Origin of the sequence: Amaricoccus solimangrovi (assembly GCF_006385685.1) — a bacterium.
GTDB classification, from domain to species: domain Bacteria; phylum Pseudomonadota; class Alphaproteobacteria; order Rhodobacterales; family Rhodobacteraceae; genus Amaricoccus; species Amaricoccus solimangrovi.
This window is the reverse complement of the sequence record NZ_VFRP01000004.1, coordinates 1-17,189: the sequence shown is the minus strand read 5'-3', so window position 1 is coordinate 17,189 and position 17,189 is coordinate 1. Positions and strand designations below refer to the sequence as shown.

Sequence of the window (17,189 nt, the reverse complement as noted above, 5' to 3'; positions counted from 1 at the left end):
CAGTCCGGGCGGAGCGGTCCTCTCAGGCGGCGCCGCGCGTGGTGAGCGCGCGGGCGCCGGGAAGCTCGATGTTGATCTCGAGCGTCGAGAGTTCATCCCCCCGCTCGAGCTTGATGTCCACGTGGTCGTCGCCGACGCGCATGTAGCGCTCGATGACGGCCAGGATCTCCTTCTGCAGCTGCGGCAGGCAATCGGGCGTCGCCCGGTCGCCGCGCTCGTGCTGCAGCAGGATCTGGAGCCGCTCCTTCGCGGCGTCGGCTGTGCTGCCCTGCGGCCGGGTCCGGCGGAACAGGCTCAGCATCTCAGGCCGTCCTGCGCAGCAGCCGCGAGAAGAGGCCCGGCTTTTCCAGCGCCTGCATCTTCATCTCGACCTGCTCGCCGATCAGGCGGGAGACCGCGTCCTCGTAGGCGCGGCCGGCGTTCGACTTGGTGTCGAAGGTGACGGGCGTGCCGAGGTTGGAGGCCTTCAGGACCGCGGGGCTTTCCGGGATGATGCCCAGCAGCGGGATCGAGAGGATCTCGAGGATGTCCTCCATCTTCATCATCTCGCCGCGCGCGACCCGGGCCGGGTCGTAGCGGGAGAGGAGCAGATGCGCGGGCACGCCGCCGTCGCCCTTCTCGGCCCGCCTGGTCTTGGAGGCGAGCAGCCCGAGCACGCGGTCGGAATCGCGTACCGAGGAGACTTCGGGGTTGGTCACCACCACCGCCTCGTCGGCGTAGTACATCGCGAGATGCGCGCCGCGCTCGATGCCGGCGGGGCTGTCGCAGATGATGTAGTCGAAATCCTTGCGGAGCTCGTCGAGCACCTTGCCCACGCCTTCCTGCGTCAGCGCGTCCTTGTCGCGCGTCTGGCTGGTCGGCAGCACCGCGAGGTTCTCGAGCCGGCGGTCGGTGATCAGCGCCTGCTTCAGCTTCGCGTCGCCCTGGATCACGTTGATGAAGTCGAAGACCACGCGGCGCTCGCAGCCCATGATCATGTCGAGGTTGCGCAGACCCACGTCGAAATCGATGACCACGGTCTTCTTGCCCCGCATCGCGAGGCCCGCGCCTATGGCGGCCGTGGAGGTCGTCTTGCCGACGCCCCCCTTGCCGGATGTGACTACGATGATCTTGGCCAAGCGATACTCCTCTTCTTGACGGGGGTTACTTGAGGGGCTCGAAACAGAGGGTGTCGTCGCGCAGGAAGGCCTGCACGCGGCCGCGGCGGACTGAGGGGTCGAGGTCGTCGCTGGTCTGGTAGAGGCCGGCGATGGCGACCAGTTCGGCCTCGAGGCTCTGGACGAAGATCCGCGCGGTCTTGTCGCCGTTCACGCCGGCGAGCGCGCGGCCGCGCAGGGGGCCGTAGACATGGATGTTGCCATGGGCGATCAGTTCGGCGCCCGAACTGACCGGCGCCATCACGATGAGGTCGCCGCGGTCGGCGAAGATGCGCTGGCCGGACCGGACCGGCTCGGTGACGACGATGGTGGCGGAGGCCGCCTCGGGTTCCGGCTGCGCCGGTTCGGGCGCCCTGGCCTTCGGGCCGCGGGTCTCCTCGGCGGCGTCCTCGGCCTTGCTCGGCTGGCCGCCGCGCGGCACCTGGGCGTCGCGCCCACCCTGCAGGCAGACGAGCCCGGCGCCGAAGGCCGCGATGTCCTGATCCGCCGTGCCGTTCTGCACCCCGATCACCGAGAGGCGGCGCGCGCGCATGTCGCGCACGAGCTTCACGAAATCGGCCTTCTCGGTGAGCCCGGGCGCCTCGGCGAGATCGATGACGAGCGGCGCGTTGACGAAGAAATGCGGCGCCTGCCGCATGAGCGATTCGAGCGCGCCGTAGAAACCGGCGTCGGCCGCGCCATTGAGCTTGAGAACGACGGCGGTGAAGGAGCGCCCGCGTACCTGGAGGGGGCGGTCCGCGACGGATACAGGGCTTCCGTCAACCTCGGGGTTCAATGATCGCACCTGCAAGCCTGTCTGCTCCGACATCCCGGGCGGATGTTCTTGTGCGGTCATAATATTGTGTTTGCCCGATCCCGCAACCCTATATCGGCGCGTTCAACCGGGAGACGACAAGAAATCCGCCCGGAAATCGCACCCTGGTTGACGCTCCACGAGCAGCGCCGGCGCCGTGCCGGAGGCGGGAATAATCGTTATACGATTAGGGCCGCGCGGCTTCCGGCGCCGGAAGTTCGTCCGGCATTCATCTGATGTTCTGGCGGAAATCGTTCTTGACCCGTGCGCCGGAAGCCACAGTTCACGCTCCTCCGCGGGGGCGGCGCGGGGCTGAGCGGCGGAGTTCGGCCGACCGGCTCATCGCAGGCGCGCGCCGGCGAGGAAGGCCGCGTTGTCGCGGATCGACTCGGCCGCGGCCGCGAAGACCGGGGCGTCGCGGCCGCCGAGCCGCGCGGCCGCGTCGAGCGCGGCGGCGGCGCGTCGGGGCCGGCGGCTCACCCCGGCGATCCGGGCGCGCGCGAGCGTCAGGCGGCGCCGCGCGCCCCCGGCAAGCTCCGCCTCCGCGATCCGCGCGTCGAGCCGGCCGACCGCCTGGCCGAGCCGGAGCAGCGCGAGCCCCTCGGCGGCGGCCGCGCCGGCGCCCGCGCCCGTCCGGTCGCTCCAGCGGATCAGCCGCAGCAGCCGGTGGCGCAGCCGCGCCCGCCAGACCGGCAGCCGCGAGGCGGCGCCGGGGCGCGCGGCCATCGCCTCGACCTCGAGCACCATCGCCCGGGCGAGCGCGTCCCGCCGCCGCGCCGCGCTCGGCGGATGGATGTAGCGGAAGGCGAGCCAGGCGAGGAGCGGCGCGGCGACGACGGCCGCGCCGGAGAGGACGGAATGGCCGGGGCTTCCGGTGAGCGGCCAGAGCGGCTGCGAGAGGAGCAGCACGACCATGTTGTAGTCGAAGGCCTGCGCCTGGGTCCGGCGGTGCCCGGTGAGAAGGCCGCCGAGCAGGATGAAGGGCAGGAGCGAGAGCACGAGCCCCGCCTCGCCGCCCATATGCGGCCAGACCAGCCAGCGGCAGGCGATGGCGCCCGCCGCGCCCAGCGCCTGGCCGACCGCGACCTTCGGCAGGATCGCGAGCGGATTCTCGAAGGTCGAGAAGACGGAGGTCATGATCGAGGCGCCGAGCATCACGAGGGCGAAGGGCGTCCAGCCGGTCACGACCCAGAGGAAGCCGATCGCGAGGATCGCGGCGCCGGCCCGCGTGCCCGCCTCGCGCGCCAGCGCCCAGTCGCGGTGGAGGATCAGCGGCTCCGGCCTCCGGTCGGGTTCCGGCGGCTCGCCCTGGCGGGGGAGCGCGGCGCCGAGATCCGCGAGCACCTTGCGCAGCTCCGGATCGGGCTGACGCGCGGCGCGGGCGAGGGCGACGCGCCGCTCCGCCGCCGGGGCATGCGCCTCGAAGCGCGCGGCGATCGCATCGATCGCCCCGGCCCGCTCCGGATCCGGCGCGGCGGTGGGCGCGCGGAGCCAGAGGATCGCCGCGACCTGGGCCATCAGCATCACGCGGCGGTTGCGCGCCTCGCGCCGGGCGGCGAGCGAGCCCGCGCCGTCGCCGTCGATCTCGTCGTCGATCACCGCGAGGTCGGAGAGGGTGCGCGTCAGCGCGGCGTTGTCGACCGTCGCCGGGTCGCGCAGCGCGGCGGCGATCTGGCGCAGGATCGTCGCGTTGGCAAGCCGCAGCCGGCGCGGGATCTCGGCCTCCACGCCCGCGGGCGTGAGAAGGCCCACGACCAGCGCCACCGCGACGCCGAGGAGCACGGTCGCGGCGCGGTCGAGCCCGAGCGCCGCGACATCCTCGGGATGGGCGCTGTCGAGCACCGCGACCATCACCGCCGAATAGCCGGCGAGCAGCGCGCCATAGGAGGCGAAGCCGCGCAGCAGGTTTCCGGCCCCGGCGCAGATCCCGACCCAGAGCGCGAGGCCGAGCACGATCAGCGGCGCGCCGCCGAGGCGGAGCGAGAGCGCCGTCAGCGCGACGCCGAAGACGACGCCGACGAGCGTGCCCGCGCCCCGGAAGAGGCTCTTCTCGACGAGATGGGCGCGGACCGGCTGGGAGGCGGCCCAGACGGTCATCGCCGCCCATTGCGGATGTTCGAGGCCGAGCAGCCAGGAGAGGATCAGCGCGACGCAGGCGCCGAGCGCCACGCGCAGGCCATAGGCGAGCCTTCCGGCGTCGAATCCGTACCGGTCCATGCGCGTCGAACGCTCCTTCTGGCAGCCGTCCCGATGCTAGACCGCGAAGCGGCGCGGCCTGTCAATGCCCGGCCCCGGCAGGCGGCGGCGCGCGCCGCCGGGGCCGGAAGGATGCCGGGACGAGGCGGCGGAGCGGGTTCACGCACCCCCTGAGTCGGCCCGCCATCGCGCTCGCATTGGCGCGATCACGTGACATAAAACTTTCGGATGTGTGGCACCCGGCCCGATCCGTGCGAAGCCGGCCGGCAATCCGTGGCGAGTCAACATACTGATATATAATAATAAATTGGCCGCTTTGGCCCGCCGGCGCGTTTCTTTCGCATCTTGAAGAAACTGTCACAAGGCTGACACCGAACTGTCGCAATCGGGTGGCAGTTTCCGCGCCGAACCATTGTGACCCCTCAATCGAGAGTCCTCCCATGCGCAAGCTTCTCGCCGCCCTCGCCGCGGCCGCCACCGTGGCGGTCGCCGCCGGCGCGCCCGCCCATGCCGAAACCCGCCTCACCGGTTCCGGTGCCAGCTTCCCGTTCCCGATCTACGCCGCCTGGTTCAAGGACTTCAGCTCCAAGTCCGACGGCGTGACGGTCGACTACCAGTCGAAGGGTTCGGGCGCGGGCATCCAGGACCTGATCAACGGCGTCGTCGATTTCGCGGCCTCCGACGCGGCGATGAGCGACGAGGAGATCTCCAAGGTCTCGAACGGCGTCGTGCTGCTGCCGATGACCGCCGGCGAGATCGTCCTCGCCTACAACCTGCCGGGTGTTTCCGAACTGAAGCTGCCGCGCGACGTCTATCCCGAGATCTTCGCGGGCAAGATCCAGAGCTGGAACGACCCGAAGATCGCCGAGGCGAACCCGGGCGTCGAACTGCCCGACACGCCGATCACCGTCGTGGTCCGCTCCGACAGCTCGGGCACGACCTTCAACTTCACCAACCACCTTGCCGCGGTCGACCCGGTCTTCAAGGAAGAGGTCGGCGCCGACAAGTCGGTGCAGTGGCCGACGCTGAGCACCCTCGTGAAGGCGCCGAAGAACGACGGCGTGACCGCGACCATCCTGCAGACCCCGGGCGCGATCGGCTATGTCGAATACGGCTATGCCAAGATGACCGGCGCGCCGATGGCCTCGCTCGAGAACGCCAAGGGCGAGTTCGTCGCGCCGGGCGGCGAGGGCGGCCCGAACGCGCTCGCCTCGGCCGAGTTCGACACGAACATGCGCGCCTTCATCGTCGATCCGCAGGGCGAGGGCGCCTATCCGATGGCGACCTTCACCTGGATGCTCTTCTACAAGTCCGGCCAGGACGACGAGAAGGTCAAGGCGATCAAGGAGATGGTCGAATACGGCCTGACCGACGGCCAGGCGATGGCCGACGATCTCGGCTACATCCCGATGCCGGAAGCGGTCATCGAGAAGGTCCGCGCCGCCGCGGAGCAGATCGGCGCCTCCTCGTAAGAGGCCCCGACCCATCGAACGCGCGGGCGGCGTGAGGACACGCCGCCCGTTCCTGTCGCGGACGCCGGAGTGGAACTGGAAAATGAGCGCCGAAGGTTTTGATCTGAAGGGCGACAATTCGATCTCCCGCCCCCCCTCGCGGGGCGAGATCCTCGCCGACCGGGCCTTCCGGGGCATCGCCTATGCCTCCGGCGGTCTCGTCGTCGCGATGCTCGCCTACATCCTGTGGGAAATCGGCGGCCAGGCGGCGCCCGCGATCGCGCGCGACGGGCTCGGCTTCCTGACCCGCGCGGTCTGGAACCCGCAGGAGCATGACTTCGGCATCCTCGCCGAGATCTGGGGCACGCTCTACAGCTCGATCCTCGCGCTCCTCATCGCCGGGTTCTTCGGCGTCGCGGTGGCGATCTTCCTGACCCAGGACTTCCTCGACGCGCGGCTGGCGCGGGTGTTCCGCACCGTCATCGAGATGCTCGCAGCCATCCCCTCGGTCGTCTTCGGCCTCTGGGGCATCTATGTCGTGATCCCGGCGATCCGGCCGGTCGCGAACTGGCTCCACGAATTCCTCGGCTTCATCCCGCTCTTCTCGACGCCGATGGCCGGCCCCGGCATGGCGCCCGCGGTGATCGTGCTCGCGATCATGGTGCTGCCGACGGTGGCCGCGATCAGCCAGGACGCGTTCCAGCTCATCCCCTACAAGGTCAAGGAAGCCGCCTACGGCATGGGCACGACCCGGTGGGAGGCGATCCAGAAGGTGATGCTGCCGACCGCCTCGAGCGGCATCGCCGCCTCGCTCGTGCTCGGCTTCGGCCGCGCGCTCGGCGAGACGATGGCGCTAGCCATGCTCATCGGCAATTCGGGCCAGATCAGCCTGTCGCTCTTCTCGCCCGCCAACACGCTCGCCTCGCTTCTCGCCTCGCAATTCCCCGAGGCCGGGGCGCTGGAAGTCGAGCAGCTGATGTACGCGGCGCTCGCGCTGCTCGGCATCGCGCTGGTCGTGAACATCATCGGCACGCTCATCATGGCGATGTCGTCCAAGCAGACGGTGAGCTGAGCCATGACCGTGATCGAAGCAGACATGAACCGCAAACCGGACGTCCCGAGCCTCGACCATTCCTTCTCGGACCCCCGGGCGCTGCGCAACACGATCCAGACCGTGCTGCTCTGGATCGTCGCGCTCCTCGCCTCGGTGCCACTCTTCTCGGTGCTCTACATGCTGATCACCCGGGGCGGCGCGCGGCTCGGCTGGGAGGCGATCACCGCGCTGCCGCCGGCCGGGCTCGAGATGGGCGGCGGCTTCGGCAACGCGATCGTCGGCACCGTCGTCATGGTCGGGATCGGCGCGCTGATCTCGGTCCCGCTCGGCGTGCTCGGCGGGCTGCTGCTCGGCGCGATCGCCCCCTCGAGCCGGATGTCGGACGCGGTGCGCTTCGTCGCCAAGGTGCTGACCGGCTTTCCCTCGATCCTCGCCGGCGTCTTTGTCTACGCCTGGCTCGTGCTCGGCATGGGCACCTACTCGGCCTTCGCGGGCGGCGTCGCGCTCGCGGTCCGCATGATCCCGACCGTGATGCTCACGGCCGAGCAGGCGGTGCGCATGGTGCCGCAGCGGATGAAGGACGCGGCCTTCGGCATGGGCTGCACGCAGACCCAGGTGGCGCTCCGCGTCACGCTGCCGACCGCGATGCCGGGCGTGCTGACCGGTGTCATGCTCGCCGTCGCGGGCGCGGCCGGTGAATCGGCGCCGCTCCTCTTCACCGCGCTCTTCTCGAACTACTGGATCGGAAGCCTGACCGAGCCGACGGCCTCGCTCTCGATCCTCATCTACAACTTCTCGGGCATGCCTTTCCCCAACCAGATCGAACTCGCCTGGGCCGCGTCACTGGTGCTTGTCCTCATCGTGCTCGTCTTCAACATCCTGAGCCGCCTCATCGGCGCGCGTCGGGTCTGATCCAAGGAACAACCGCCATGGTTTCCCTCAACACCGTCGCCCCCGCCGCCGCCAGCCCGCGCCCGGGCCTTTCCGAGACCGGCGTCGCCATCGATGCCAGGGTCGAGAAGATCTATTACGGCGACTTCCTCGCCGTCCGCGACAGCCATGTCGCGGTCGAGAAGGGCCAGATCACCGGCTTCATCGGCCCGTCGGGCTGCGGCAAGTCCACCGTGCTGCGTTCGCTGAACCGGATGAACGACCTGATCCCGAGCTTCCGGCTCATGGGCTCGGTCACCTTCCTCGGCCAGGACATCTACGCGAAGTCGGTCGATCCGGTCGTGGTGCGCCGCCACATCGGCATGGTGTTCCAGCAGCCGAACCCGTTCTCGATGTCGATCTACGAGAACGTCGCCTTCGGCCTCAGGCTCAACCGCTTCAAGGGCGATTACGACGAGAAGGTCGAGACGGCGCTCCGGAAGGCCGGCCTCTGGAACGAGGTGAAGGACAAGCTCAGGCAGAACGGTCTCGCGCTTTCGGGCGGCCAGCAGCAGCGGCTCTGCATCGCCCGCGCGATCGCGACCAACCCGACCGTGCTGCTGATGGACGAGCCCTGCTCGGCGCTCGACCCGATCGCGACGCGGATCATCGAGGAGCTGATGCTCGAACTGAAGCAGGAATATTCGGTCGCCATCGTCACGCACAACATGCAGCAGGCGATGCGCGTGGCCGACAAGACCGCCTTCTTCTCGGTCGACATCTCGAAGGGCGGCCGCACCGGCTTCCTCGTCGAGCAGGGCGACACGCGGCAGATCTTCCACGACCCGCGCGAGAAGCTGACCAAGGACTATATCTCCGGCGAGTTCAGCTGATAGAGACGCGCCGCCGGAACCGGAACCTGCCCGGGCGGCTTTGGTCCGGGAAGGGGGACGGCTCATGGAGTGGCGCAGGCTCAACATTGCCAGGATCGAGGCGACGCTCGACGGGCTGCTCGCGCGGAGCGTCGCGCCCGAAACCTGGGAGCGGCTCCGCGAGGAGCCGCTGACGCGGGACGCGACGCGGCGGCTGGGCCTCGCCTACCGCGCCGTCGACCGGCTTCTCGGCGCGCGGATCGACATCTTCGAATACGGCGAGAGCCGGCGCATCCTCGAACTCAACCACCTCGTGCTCTGCGGCGACACACCCGAGCGCCGCGCGCAGTACGCCGATCACCTCGCGGCGACCGAGCACCGGTTCTACGACGATCCGCGCGGCGGCGTCGCGGCGCTGATGGACCGCTACGCCCGCTCCCGCCGCCACGCGCCGGAGGTGCTGGCGGCCGAGATCTACGTCCAGACCGTGAGCGGGCCGCAGCTCTTCCTCGAAGGGAACAGCCGCGCCGCCGCGGTCCTCGCGAGCTACTGCCTCGCGCGCGCGGGCCTTCCGCCGCTGGTGGTGACGGCGGAGACGATGCCCGAATACCATGGCCTCGTGGAGCGGAGCGTCGCGGTCGACCGCGACGGGATCACCGGCATGCTGAGCTTCGGGACCGCGGTGCGCCGGCTCGCCCATTTCATCCGCGAAACCGGCGACGCGGATTTCCTCCTGCCCTCCGAGATGCGGATCGTGGCGGGCGGCGAGGCGTGACCGGGCGCCGCAGGGCTCGCCACCGGGGCCTCTTGGCACTACCTTCGGGATCACGGGCGCGGTAAGGCTCGACTGTCCGCGAATTGTCATGAAGCGTTGATAAGGGCGGCGGAGAAATTTTCAGGCGCGGGAGATTCCCATGAAGATCGCGGTTCTTGGTGGCGACGGCTTCGTCGGTTGGCCGACTTCGCTGCATCTCTCCGACCAGGGGCACGAGGTCCACATTCTCGACAACCTCAGCCGCCGCTGGATCGACACCGAACTGGGCGTGCAGTCGCTCACGCCGATGGATTCGATCCAGGAGCGCACCCGGGTCTGGCACGCGGAGACCGGGCGGCGGATCCATTTCCACCTGATCGACCTCGCCACCGACTACGAGATCCTGAAGGGCTGGCTGGCGAAGGAACGCCCCGACGCGGTGATCCATTTCGCCGAGCAGCGCGCCGCGCCCTATTCGATGAAGTCGGACCGGCACAAGAACTACACCGTCTCCAACAACGTCAACGCGACGCACAACCTGCTGAACGCGCTCGTCGAGATCGAGCTCGACGCGCATCTCGTGCATCTCGGCACGATGGGCGTCTACGGCTATTCCACCATCGGCGCGGCGATCCCCGAGGGCTATCTGCCGGTCGAGATCGAGACGCTCTCGGGCGATAAGAAGCGCCAGGAGATCCTCTACCCGACCCGGCCCGGCTCGATCTACCACATGACGAAGAGCCTCGATCAGATCCTGTTCCAGTTCTACGCGCAGAACGACGGGCTCCGGATCACCGACCTGCACCAGGGCATCGTCTGGGGCACGCATACCGAGCAGACGCGGCGCAATGTCCAGCTGATCAACCGGTTCGACTACGACGGCGACTACGGCACCGTGCTGAACCGCTTCCTGATCCAGGCGGCGATCGACTATCCGCTGACGGTGCACGGCACCGGCGGCCAGACGCGGGCCTTCATCCACATCCAGGATTCGGTGCGCTGCGTCGAACTCGCGCTGCGCGAGGCGCCGAGGCGGGGCGAGCGGGTGAAGGTCTTCAACCAGATGACCGAGACGCACCGGGTGCGCGATCTCGCCGAACTGGTGGCGAAGCTCACCGGGGCGAAGATCGCCTGGCTGCCCAATCCGCGCAAGGAAGCGGCGGAGAACGATCTGGTGGTGCGGAACGACCAGTTCCTCGACCTCGGGCTGGAGCCGATCACGCTGGCCGAGGGGCTGCTCTCGGAGGTCGTCGAGGTGGCGAAACGCTACGCCTATCGCGTCGACCGCGCGCGCGTGCCGGCCGTCTCGGCCTGGACGCGCGAGATCGGCAAGATCGTCGAGCGCGATCCCGAGGGCCGCGCGCTCAGATCGGTCTCGTGATGGAGGCGGGCGCGCCGGCGGCGGACCACGCGCCGGTCAGCACCCACGCCTATGCGACGCTGGTGACGAACGCCGATTACGCGCTCGGCGCCCGCGCGCTCTGCCGCTCGATCCGCGCGAGCGGAAGCGAGGCGGACATCGTCGTGCTCCATACCGGCGGGGTCGGGGCGGCGGCGCTCGATCCGCTCCACGAATTCGGCGTGCGCCTCGCGCGGGCCGACCTGCTCCCGACCTCGGACGCGTTCAACGCCGCCCATGCCCGCGACCGCATCCACGGGCTCGCCCCCTTCACCAAGGGCGAGAAGCCGGCCTTCCACACGCCGCTCGACAATTTCGTCAAGCTCAGGCTGTGGCAGATGGAGGAATACGAGCGCGTCGTCTTCATCGACGCCGACGCGCTGGTGCTGAGAAACATTGACATCCTGTTCCGCTATCCGGAATTCTCTGCCGCGCCCAATGTCTACGAGAGCCTCGGGGATTTCACCCGGCTCAATTCCGGCGTCTTCGTGGCCCGGCCCGCGCGCGAGACCTTCGCCGCGATGCTGGCGCGGCTCGACGCGCCGGGGGCCTTCTGGCGGCGGACCGACCAGAGCTTCCTGCAGGAGTTCTTCCCAGGCTGGCACGGGCTGCCGGTCTATTGCAACCTGCTGCAATACGTCTGGTTCAACATGCCCGATCTCTGGGACTGGGCCTCGATCCGCGTGCTGCACTACCAGTACGAGAAGCCTTGGGCCGAGCATGCGAAGGCGGACCGGCTCGGGCCGCTGATCGATCTCTGGCGGGCCTATCTCACCGGCGAGAACTTGCCCGCCGACATCGCGGCCCTGGCCGGTCCGGAGGCCGCGGCATGCGTGTCCTGATCACCGGGGCGGGCGGCCGCGTCGGGCGGTTCATCCTGGCCGACCTCATCGCCGCGGGGCACGAGGTCGTCACGCTCGGCCGCGCGCCGGTCGACGGGGCGGAGCATCTGCCGTGGGAGCTTGGCGCGCCGGTCACGCTGCCCGCGGCGGCGGCGCTCGTCCACGCGGCCTTCGATCATCTGCCCGGGCTCTACCGGGGCGGCGAGGGCGAGGATCCGGAAGGCTTCTGGCGGCGCAACGTCGAAGGCTCGCGCCAGCTCTTCGAGGCGGCGCTCGCCCGCGGCGTCGCCCGCCTCGTCTTCCTGTCGAGCCGCGCGGCCTATGGCGATCCCGCGCCGGGCGAGAGGCTTCTGGAGACGGACCCGCCGGCGGCGGGGAGCACGCTCTACGGCCAGGCGAAACATGCGACGGAGCGGATGCTGGACGCGCTCGCCGATCAGGGCGCGCGGCCGGTCTCGCTCCGCGCCACCGGGGTCTTCGGCCAGCCGCCGGGCGGGCCGGAACACAAATGGGCCGATCTCTTCCGCGCCTGGCTCGGCGGCGAGCGGGTCGCGCCGCGCGTCGCGACCGAGGTGCATGGCGCCGATCTGGCCGCGGCGGTCCGGCTGATGCTCGAGACGCCGGAGACGGAGCGGCTCTACAACGTCTCCGACATCGTGCTCGACCGGCGCGACCTGCTGGCGCGGGTCGCGGCGCTCACGGGCGCCGCGCATCCGCCGCCCGAGCGCGCCGACGCCTCGGCGCTCGCGGTGATGGCGACGGATCGGCTCCGCGCGCTCGGCTGGCGGCCGGCGGGCCTCGCGCGGCTCGAGGCGGATCTGCCGGACCTCGTCGCGCGCGCTCAGGCGCCGCTTTCGGTCTCGGAGAGCACCCAGTCGCGGTAATCCTCCGTCACCATCGTCGCGGGATGGGCGAGGATGCAGGGCAGGTCGTAGGGGTGGAGGTGACGCGCGAGCGCCGCGAGCGGGCGGAAGAGCGTCGCGCGGGTCTTGAGGAAGAGCGGCGTTTCGGAGGCGCATTCGCGCATGCCCTGCCAGGTGTAATGGCTGGTGACGCCCGCGCCGATATTGGCGCAGGCGGCCAGCCGGCGGTCGAGCGCGGCGCCGGCGATCCGCGTCGCGGTCTCGGTGTCGGGGCAGAGGATCTCGACGGTGACGATCTCGGTCATGGCACCTCCCGGGGGGCCGCGCGGACGCGCGCGGTGGAATGCGTTGCGCGCCCGATTATGCTTCGTTACGCCTGAGCTTGCACCCCGCGCGCGACGCGGGGAGAGAGAGACCAGGGGGGAACGGAATGAAGACCCGGACCGTGATGTGCTACGGCGACAGCAACACGCATGGCACGATGCCGATGGCGAGCCTCCAGGACATGGGCCGGTTCGGGCCGGAGACGCGCTGGCCGGGCGTTCTCGCCGCCGCGCTGGGCGATCGCTGGCGCGTGGTGGAGGAGGGGCTGCCGGGGCGGACCACGGTCTTCCCCGATCCGATCGGCGGCGCGCACCGCGACGGGCTCGCGGTGCTGCCGGCGCTGCTGGAGAGCCATCGTCCGCTCGATCTGGTCGCGATCATGCTCGGCACCAACGACATGAAGCAGCGCTTCCAGATGCCGGTGGTGGAGGCGGCCGACGCCGTTCTGGCGCTGGTCGCGGCGGTCCGGACCAGCACGGCGGGAGTCGATGGCGGGGCGCCGGCGGTCCTGCTGATCGCGCCGCCGCCGGTCCTCGAGGCGGGATGCCTCGGCGAGATCTTCACGGGCGGCGCGGAGAAGTCGAAGCGGCTCGGCGCGATCTACGCGGAGGCGGCGAAGCGGGCCGGCGTCGCCTTCCTCGACGCGGGCGAGGTCATCGGGTCGAGCCCGGTCGACGGCGTGCATTTCGACGCGGAGGCCCATGCCCGGCTTGGCCAGGCGGTGGCCGAGGCGATCGCGGGTCTCGCGGACTGAGGAGCGGCGCATGGCGGGCAGGGTTGTCGTCCTCGGCGTCTTCAACGCCGACACCACCTATCGCGCGGAGCGGATGCCGCGGATCGGCGAGACGCTGCGCGGGCTCGGCTTCGCGCTCGGCCCCGGCGGCAAGGGGTCCAACCAGGCGGTGGCCGCGGGGCGGCTGGGGGCGGAGGTGACGATCATCACCCGGCTCGGAAAGGACGCCTTCGCCGAGATGGCGCTCGACCTCTGGCGCGGGGCGGGGGTCACGCCCGCCGTGACGCGCTCCCCCGAGGGGCATACCGGCGCGGCCTTCATCTTCGTCGAGGCGGCGACGGGCGACAATGCGATCATCATCGCGCCGGGCGCGGCGGCCGAGCTTTCGCCCGCCGATCTCGATGCCAACGCGGCCACGATCCGAGCCGCCGACGTCTTCCTGACCCAGCTCGAACAGCCGCTCGCGGCGGCGGCCCGCGGCCTCGCGCTCGCGCGGGAGGCGGGGGTCGCCACGATCCTCAACCCGGCGCCGGGGCGTGAACTGCCCGCCGACCTGCTCCGGCTCTGCGACTACGTGACGCCGAACGAGACCGAGGCGGAGGCGATGACGGGAATCGCCGTCGCGGATGCCGAGGGCGCGCGCGCCGCCGCCGACGCGCTGCTCGGCCTCGGCGCCGGGGCGGCGGTGATCACGCTCGGGGAGCGCGGCGTCTTCTGGCGCGCGCCGGGCATCGCCGAGCTCGTCCCGGCGATGGCGCCGGGCCCGGTCGCGGAGACGGTGGGCGCCGGCGACGCCTTCAACGGCGGTTTCGCCACCGGGCTGGCGCGCGGGCTGGCGCCGCGCGAGGCGTTGCGTTTCGCGAGCGCGGTCGCGGGCATTTCCGTGACGCGGCCGGGCGCCGCCGCCTCGATGCCGGTGCTCGCGGAGGTCGAGGCGCTGCTGGCGCGCGGCTAGTCCGGATCCCTCGGCGTCTCCGGGGCCTCGGGCGGGCGCTGGGACGGATGGTTCTCCGGATGGAAGTCGAAGAAGAAGGCGTAGACGCAGTAGACGCCGAGCCCGAGGAAGATCATCGCCCAGAACGGGCCGCCGGTCATCAGTTCGACGACACCCCAGACGAGGCAGACGAGCGTCGTGAGCACCCTCAGCCAGAGGGGCCGGAACGCCGGGTGATCGGTGTCGATGAACTTCTTCATCCATATTCCATAGCCCGCTCCGCGCGCGCGCGGAAGCCGAAAGGAAGCCGAAAGGATGCCGCGGCGCGCGGGCGAATCGCCACGCCCGGCCACCGTTCCCCGGCCGCTCCCGCGCGCGTCCCGTCGGGTCCGGCCCGGGCGGGAAACCGGCGGGAATCGGCCTCCGGCCGCGCCGGAACCGCGTCCTGCGGCCCGCGGGCGGCGCTTCCGGGGCCGCGCGGGGAATCGTCGCGGAATGCCAGTTCGGCCTTGACGGCGGATCCTGAAATGGAATAAATATTCTGTCATAATATAAATCGGCGCATTCGTTCCACGAGGGCGGGGCGTAACGAAAATCCGGATGGTCCGGAGGCGGCGGCGACGAGACCGCCGAGAGGTGGAGGACGATACTGATGAAAAAGCTGATGGTTGGCGTCGCGGCGATGGCCCTGATGGGGCAGGCGGCGATGGCGGCGAATGTCGGGGTGTCGATGGCGGTGTTCGACGACAACTTCCTGACCGTGCTGCGCAACGGCATGATCAATCACGCGGCCGAGCTCGACGACGTGACGCTCCAGGTCGAGGATGCGACGAACGACGTCGGCAAGCAACTCAGCCAGATCGAGAATTTCGTCGCCTCCGGCGTCGATGCGATCATCGTGAACCCGGTCGACACCGACGCGACCGTGGCGATGAGCGCCGCCGCCGCCGCCGCCGGCATTCCGCTCGTCTACGTCAACCGTCAGCCGGTCAATGTCGACGCGCTGCCCGAGAACCAGGCCTTCGTCGCCTCCGACGAGCGTGAGAGCGGCACGCTCGAGACCCAGGAGGTCTGCCGGCTGCTGAAGGAACAGGGCAAGTCCGAGGCCAATATCGTCGTGATGATGGGCGAGCTTTCGAACCAGGCGGCCCGCCAGCGCACGCAGGACGTGCACGACGTGATCGCGACCGACGAATGCTCCTTCATGAAGATCGTCGAGGAGCAGACCGCGAACTGGCAGCGCACCACCGGCACCGACCTGATGGCGAACTGGCTCTCCGCCGGTGTGAAGTTCGACGCGGTCGTCTCCAACAACGACGAGATGGCGATCGGCGCGATCCAGGCGATGAAGGCGGCGGGCATCCCGATGGATTCGGTCATCGTGGCCGGCGTCGACGCGACGCAGGACGCGCTCTCGGCGATGCAGGCGGGCGATCTCGACGTGACCGTCTACCAGAACGCCAAGGGCCAGGGCGAAGGCGCGCTCGACACCGCCCTCGCGCTCGCCAAGGGCGAGAAGACCGAGACGAAGGTCTACATCCCCTTCGAACTCGTGACGCCCGACAACATGAAGGACTATCAGGTCTCCAACTGAGGCCGCCGCTCCGGCGGCGCCGCGCGGCCCCGCCGGAGCGATCCCGCATCCCCCGACTCGAATTTGGTGGTAACCCTCGGGAGAGGGGTCCGCTCCGCGCGCGGTCACCGGGGGCGCAAGCTCCGCGAAAGAAGGTGCGCGGTCCGGCCAGTCCCTCGCGAATGGCCCTTGGGAGGAAATCGATGTCTCTTGGATTTGACCGTCTGCTGGCCGCGGCCGCCGTGGCCGCCGCGCTCGCGGGACCAGCCTCGGCGCAGGAGATCGGCGTCGCCGTCTCCAATTTCGACGACAACTTCCTGACGCTGCTGCGCGAGGCGATGGCGAGCCGCGCGGAGGAGAAGGGCGCGTCGCTGCAGTTCGAGGACGCGCAGCGCGACGTCGGGCGCCAGCTCAGCCAGATCGAGAACTTCACCGCCTCGGGGCTCGCCGGGCTGATCGTGGCGCCGGTCGACAGCGACTCGACGCCGGCGATGACGGCGGCGGCGTCGAACGCGGGGCTCCCGCTCGTCTACGTGAACAATCTGCCCGCCAATCTCGACAGCCTGCCCGACAACGAGGCCTTCGTCGGCTCGAAGGAGATCGAGGCGGGCCAGATCCAGGGCAAGCAGGTCTGCGAACTCCTGAAGGCCGCGGGCAAGAGCGAGGCGAACATCCTCATCATGCTCGGCGACCTGTCGAACCAGGCCACGCGGCTCCGGACGCAGGGCGTGAAGGACGTGCTCGCCACGCCGGACTGCGCCTTCATCAAGGTCGCGGACGAGCAGACGGCGACCTGGCAGCGGACGCAGGCGGTCGACCTGATGACCAACTGGCTCTCCTCGGGCATCGAGTTCGACGCGGTGGTGGCGAACAACGACGAGATGGCGCTGGGCGCGGTGCAGGCGATGAAGTCCTCGGGCGTCGCGATGGACCAGGTGATCGTGGCGGGCGTCGATGCGACGCCGGACGCGCTCGCCTCGATCGCGGCGGGCGATCTCGACTTTACCGTCTACCAGAGCGCGCCCGGCCAGGGCGCCGGCTCGGTCGACGCGATCCTCGATCTCATCGCCGGCAAGGACGTTCCGCGCGAGGTCTACGTGCCTTTCGAGCTCGTGACCGCCGAGAACTACAAGGACTACATGCCGAAGTGACCAGGACCGGGCCGCGCGCGGCGCGCGCGGCCCGGCGAACAGAGCGAAGCGCGGCCGGTGGCGCCGCCGATCGGACCGGAGGCCAAGGACCATGTCAGTATCCCCGCAGGTGCGCGCGGCGATCCACCGTCACAAGTCGAAGGCGGGGGAGTCCCTGCTGGAGATCGAGGGTATCCGGAAGGAGTTCCCGGGCGTGGTGGCGCTCGATGACGTGCAATTCCGG

At 70.0% G+C, this 17,189-nt stretch carries 18 protein-coding genes; 12 read left to right on the top strand and 6 right to left on the bottom strand.

What is annotated here, in order from left to right; translation table 11 throughout:
* Positions 1-22: 22 nt before the first annotated feature.
* The 4 genes from minE to FJM51_RS06280 form a co-directional block, all read right to left on the bottom strand.
* Positions 23-301: a cell division topological specificity factor MinE gene (gene minE / locus FJM51_RS06295; protein ID WP_140453279.1), complete on the bottom strand. Its 279-nt coding sequence runs from the start codon at positions 299-301 to the stop codon at positions 23-25.
* A 1-nt stretch (position 302) separates the two neighbouring features.
* Entirely contained in the window at positions 303-1,118 is an 816-nt protein-coding gene (minD, locus tag FJM51_RS06290) for a septum site-determining protein MinD (RefSeq protein WP_140453278.1), read from the bottom strand.
* A 25-nt stretch (positions 1,119-1,143) separates the two neighbouring features.
* On the bottom strand, positions 1,144-1,932 hold the full coding sequence (gene minC, locus FJM51_RS06285; RefSeq protein ID WP_233712998.1) for a septum site-determining protein MinC: 789 nt from the start codon (positions 1,930-1,932) through the stop codon (positions 1,144-1,146).
* Positions 1,933-2,289: 357 nt separating this feature from the next.
* On the bottom strand, positions 2,290-4,167 hold the full coding sequence (locus tag FJM51_RS06280) for an FUSC family protein (protein WP_140453276.1): 1,878 nt from the start codon (positions 4,165-4,167) through the stop codon (positions 2,290-2,292).
* Positions 4,168-4,586: 419 nt separating this feature from the next.
* On the opposite strand from FJM51_RS06280, the gene pstS reads away from it, so the two are divergent.
* The 8 genes from pstS (at position 4,587) to FJM51_RS06240 (ending at position 12,272) form a co-directional block, all read left to right on the top strand.
* Complete coding sequence (gene pstS, locus FJM51_RS06275) at positions 4,587-5,618, top strand: phosphate ABC transporter substrate-binding protein PstS (protein ID WP_140453275.1); 1,032 nt, start codon at positions 4,587-4,589, stop codon at positions 5,616-5,618.
* An 82-nt stretch (positions 5,619-5,700) separates the two neighbouring features.
* The gene (gene pstC / locus FJM51_RS06270) at positions 5,701-6,669 is read left to right on the top strand and encodes a phosphate ABC transporter permease subunit PstC (RefSeq protein ID WP_140453274.1); all 969 of its coding nucleotides are present in this window, start codon (positions 5,701-5,703) and stop codon (positions 6,667-6,669) included.
* 24 nt (positions 6,670-6,693) lie between these two features.
* Entirely contained in the window at positions 6,694-7,563 is an 870-nt protein-coding gene (pstA, locus tag FJM51_RS06265) for a phosphate ABC transporter permease PstA (RefSeq protein WP_210240217.1), read from the top strand.
* 17 nt (positions 7,564-7,580) lie between these two features.
* A complete protein-coding gene (pstB, locus tag FJM51_RS06260) occupies positions 7,581-8,414 on the top strand; it encodes a phosphate ABC transporter ATP-binding protein PstB (RefSeq protein ID WP_140453272.1) in 834 nt (277 codons plus the stop codon).
* A gap of 64 nt (positions 8,415-8,478) precedes the next feature.
* The gene (locus FJM51_RS06255; RefSeq protein WP_140453271.1) at positions 8,479-9,168 is read left to right on the top strand and encodes a hypothetical protein; all 690 of its coding nucleotides are present in this window, start codon (positions 8,479-8,481) and stop codon (positions 9,166-9,168) included.
* A 139-nt stretch (positions 9,169-9,307) separates the two neighbouring features.
* Positions 9,308-10,528 carry an NAD-dependent epimerase/dehydratase family protein gene (locus tag FJM51_RS06250; RefSeq protein ID WP_140453270.1) on the top strand — a complete coding sequence of 407 codons (1,221 nt, stop codon included), beginning with the start codon at positions 9,308-9,310 and terminating at the stop codon, positions 10,526-10,528.
* On the top strand, positions 10,528-11,388 hold the full coding sequence (locus FJM51_RS06245; RefSeq protein ID WP_140453505.1) for a glycosyltransferase: 861 nt from the start codon (positions 10,528-10,530) through the stop codon (positions 11,386-11,388). Before FJM51_RS06250 ends, FJM51_RS06245 begins: the two co-directional genes overlap by 1 nt.
* The gene (locus FJM51_RS06240) at positions 11,376-12,272 is read left to right on the top strand and encodes an NAD-dependent epimerase/dehydratase family protein (protein WP_140453269.1); all 897 of its coding nucleotides are present in this window, start codon (positions 11,376-11,378) and stop codon (positions 12,270-12,272) included. Before FJM51_RS06245 ends, FJM51_RS06240 begins: the two co-directional genes overlap by 13 nt.
* On the opposite strand, the gene cutA is transcribed toward FJM51_RS06240, so the two are convergent.
* Positions 12,230-12,556, bottom strand: coding sequence for a divalent-cation tolerance protein CutA (cutA, locus tag FJM51_RS06235; protein WP_140453268.1), 327 nt, complete (start codon positions 12,554-12,556; stop codon positions 12,230-12,232). The two genes, FJM51_RS06240 and cutA, sit on opposite strands and share 43 nt — an antisense overlap.
* Positions 12,557-12,681: 125 nt before the next feature.
* On the opposite strand from cutA, the gene FJM51_RS06230 reads away from it, so the two are divergent.
* Both FJM51_RS06230 and rbsK read left to right on the top strand, forming a co-directional pair.
* A complete protein-coding gene (locus FJM51_RS06230; protein WP_140453267.1) occupies positions 12,682-13,329 on the top strand; it encodes an SGNH/GDSL hydrolase family protein in 648 nt (215 codons plus the stop codon).
* 10 nt (positions 13,330-13,339) lie between these two features.
* On the top strand, positions 13,340-14,263 hold the full coding sequence (rbsK, locus tag FJM51_RS06225) for a ribokinase (RefSeq protein ID WP_140453266.1): 924 nt from the start codon (positions 13,340-13,342) through the stop codon (positions 14,261-14,263).
* On the opposite strand, the gene FJM51_RS06220 is transcribed toward rbsK, so the two are convergent.
* Positions 14,260-14,502 carry a DUF3329 domain-containing protein gene (locus FJM51_RS06220; RefSeq protein ID WP_140453265.1) on the bottom strand — a complete coding sequence of 81 codons (243 nt, stop codon included), beginning with the start codon at positions 14,500-14,502 and terminating at the stop codon, positions 14,260-14,262. The two genes, rbsK and FJM51_RS06220, sit on opposite strands and share 4 nt — an antisense overlap.
* Before the next feature lie 392 nt (positions 14,503-14,894).
* On the opposite strand from FJM51_RS06220, the gene FJM51_RS06215 reads away from it, so the two are divergent.
* Positions 14,895-15,836, top strand: coding sequence for a sugar ABC transporter substrate-binding protein (locus FJM51_RS06215; RefSeq protein WP_140453264.1), 942 nt, complete (start codon positions 14,895-14,897; stop codon positions 15,834-15,836).
* A 182-nt stretch (positions 15,837-16,018) separates the two neighbouring features.
* Positions 16,019-16,966, top strand: coding sequence for a sugar ABC transporter substrate-binding protein (locus FJM51_RS06210; protein WP_140453263.1), 948 nt, complete (start codon positions 16,019-16,021; stop codon positions 16,964-16,966).
* Positions 16,967-17,189: the final 223 nt, after the last annotated feature.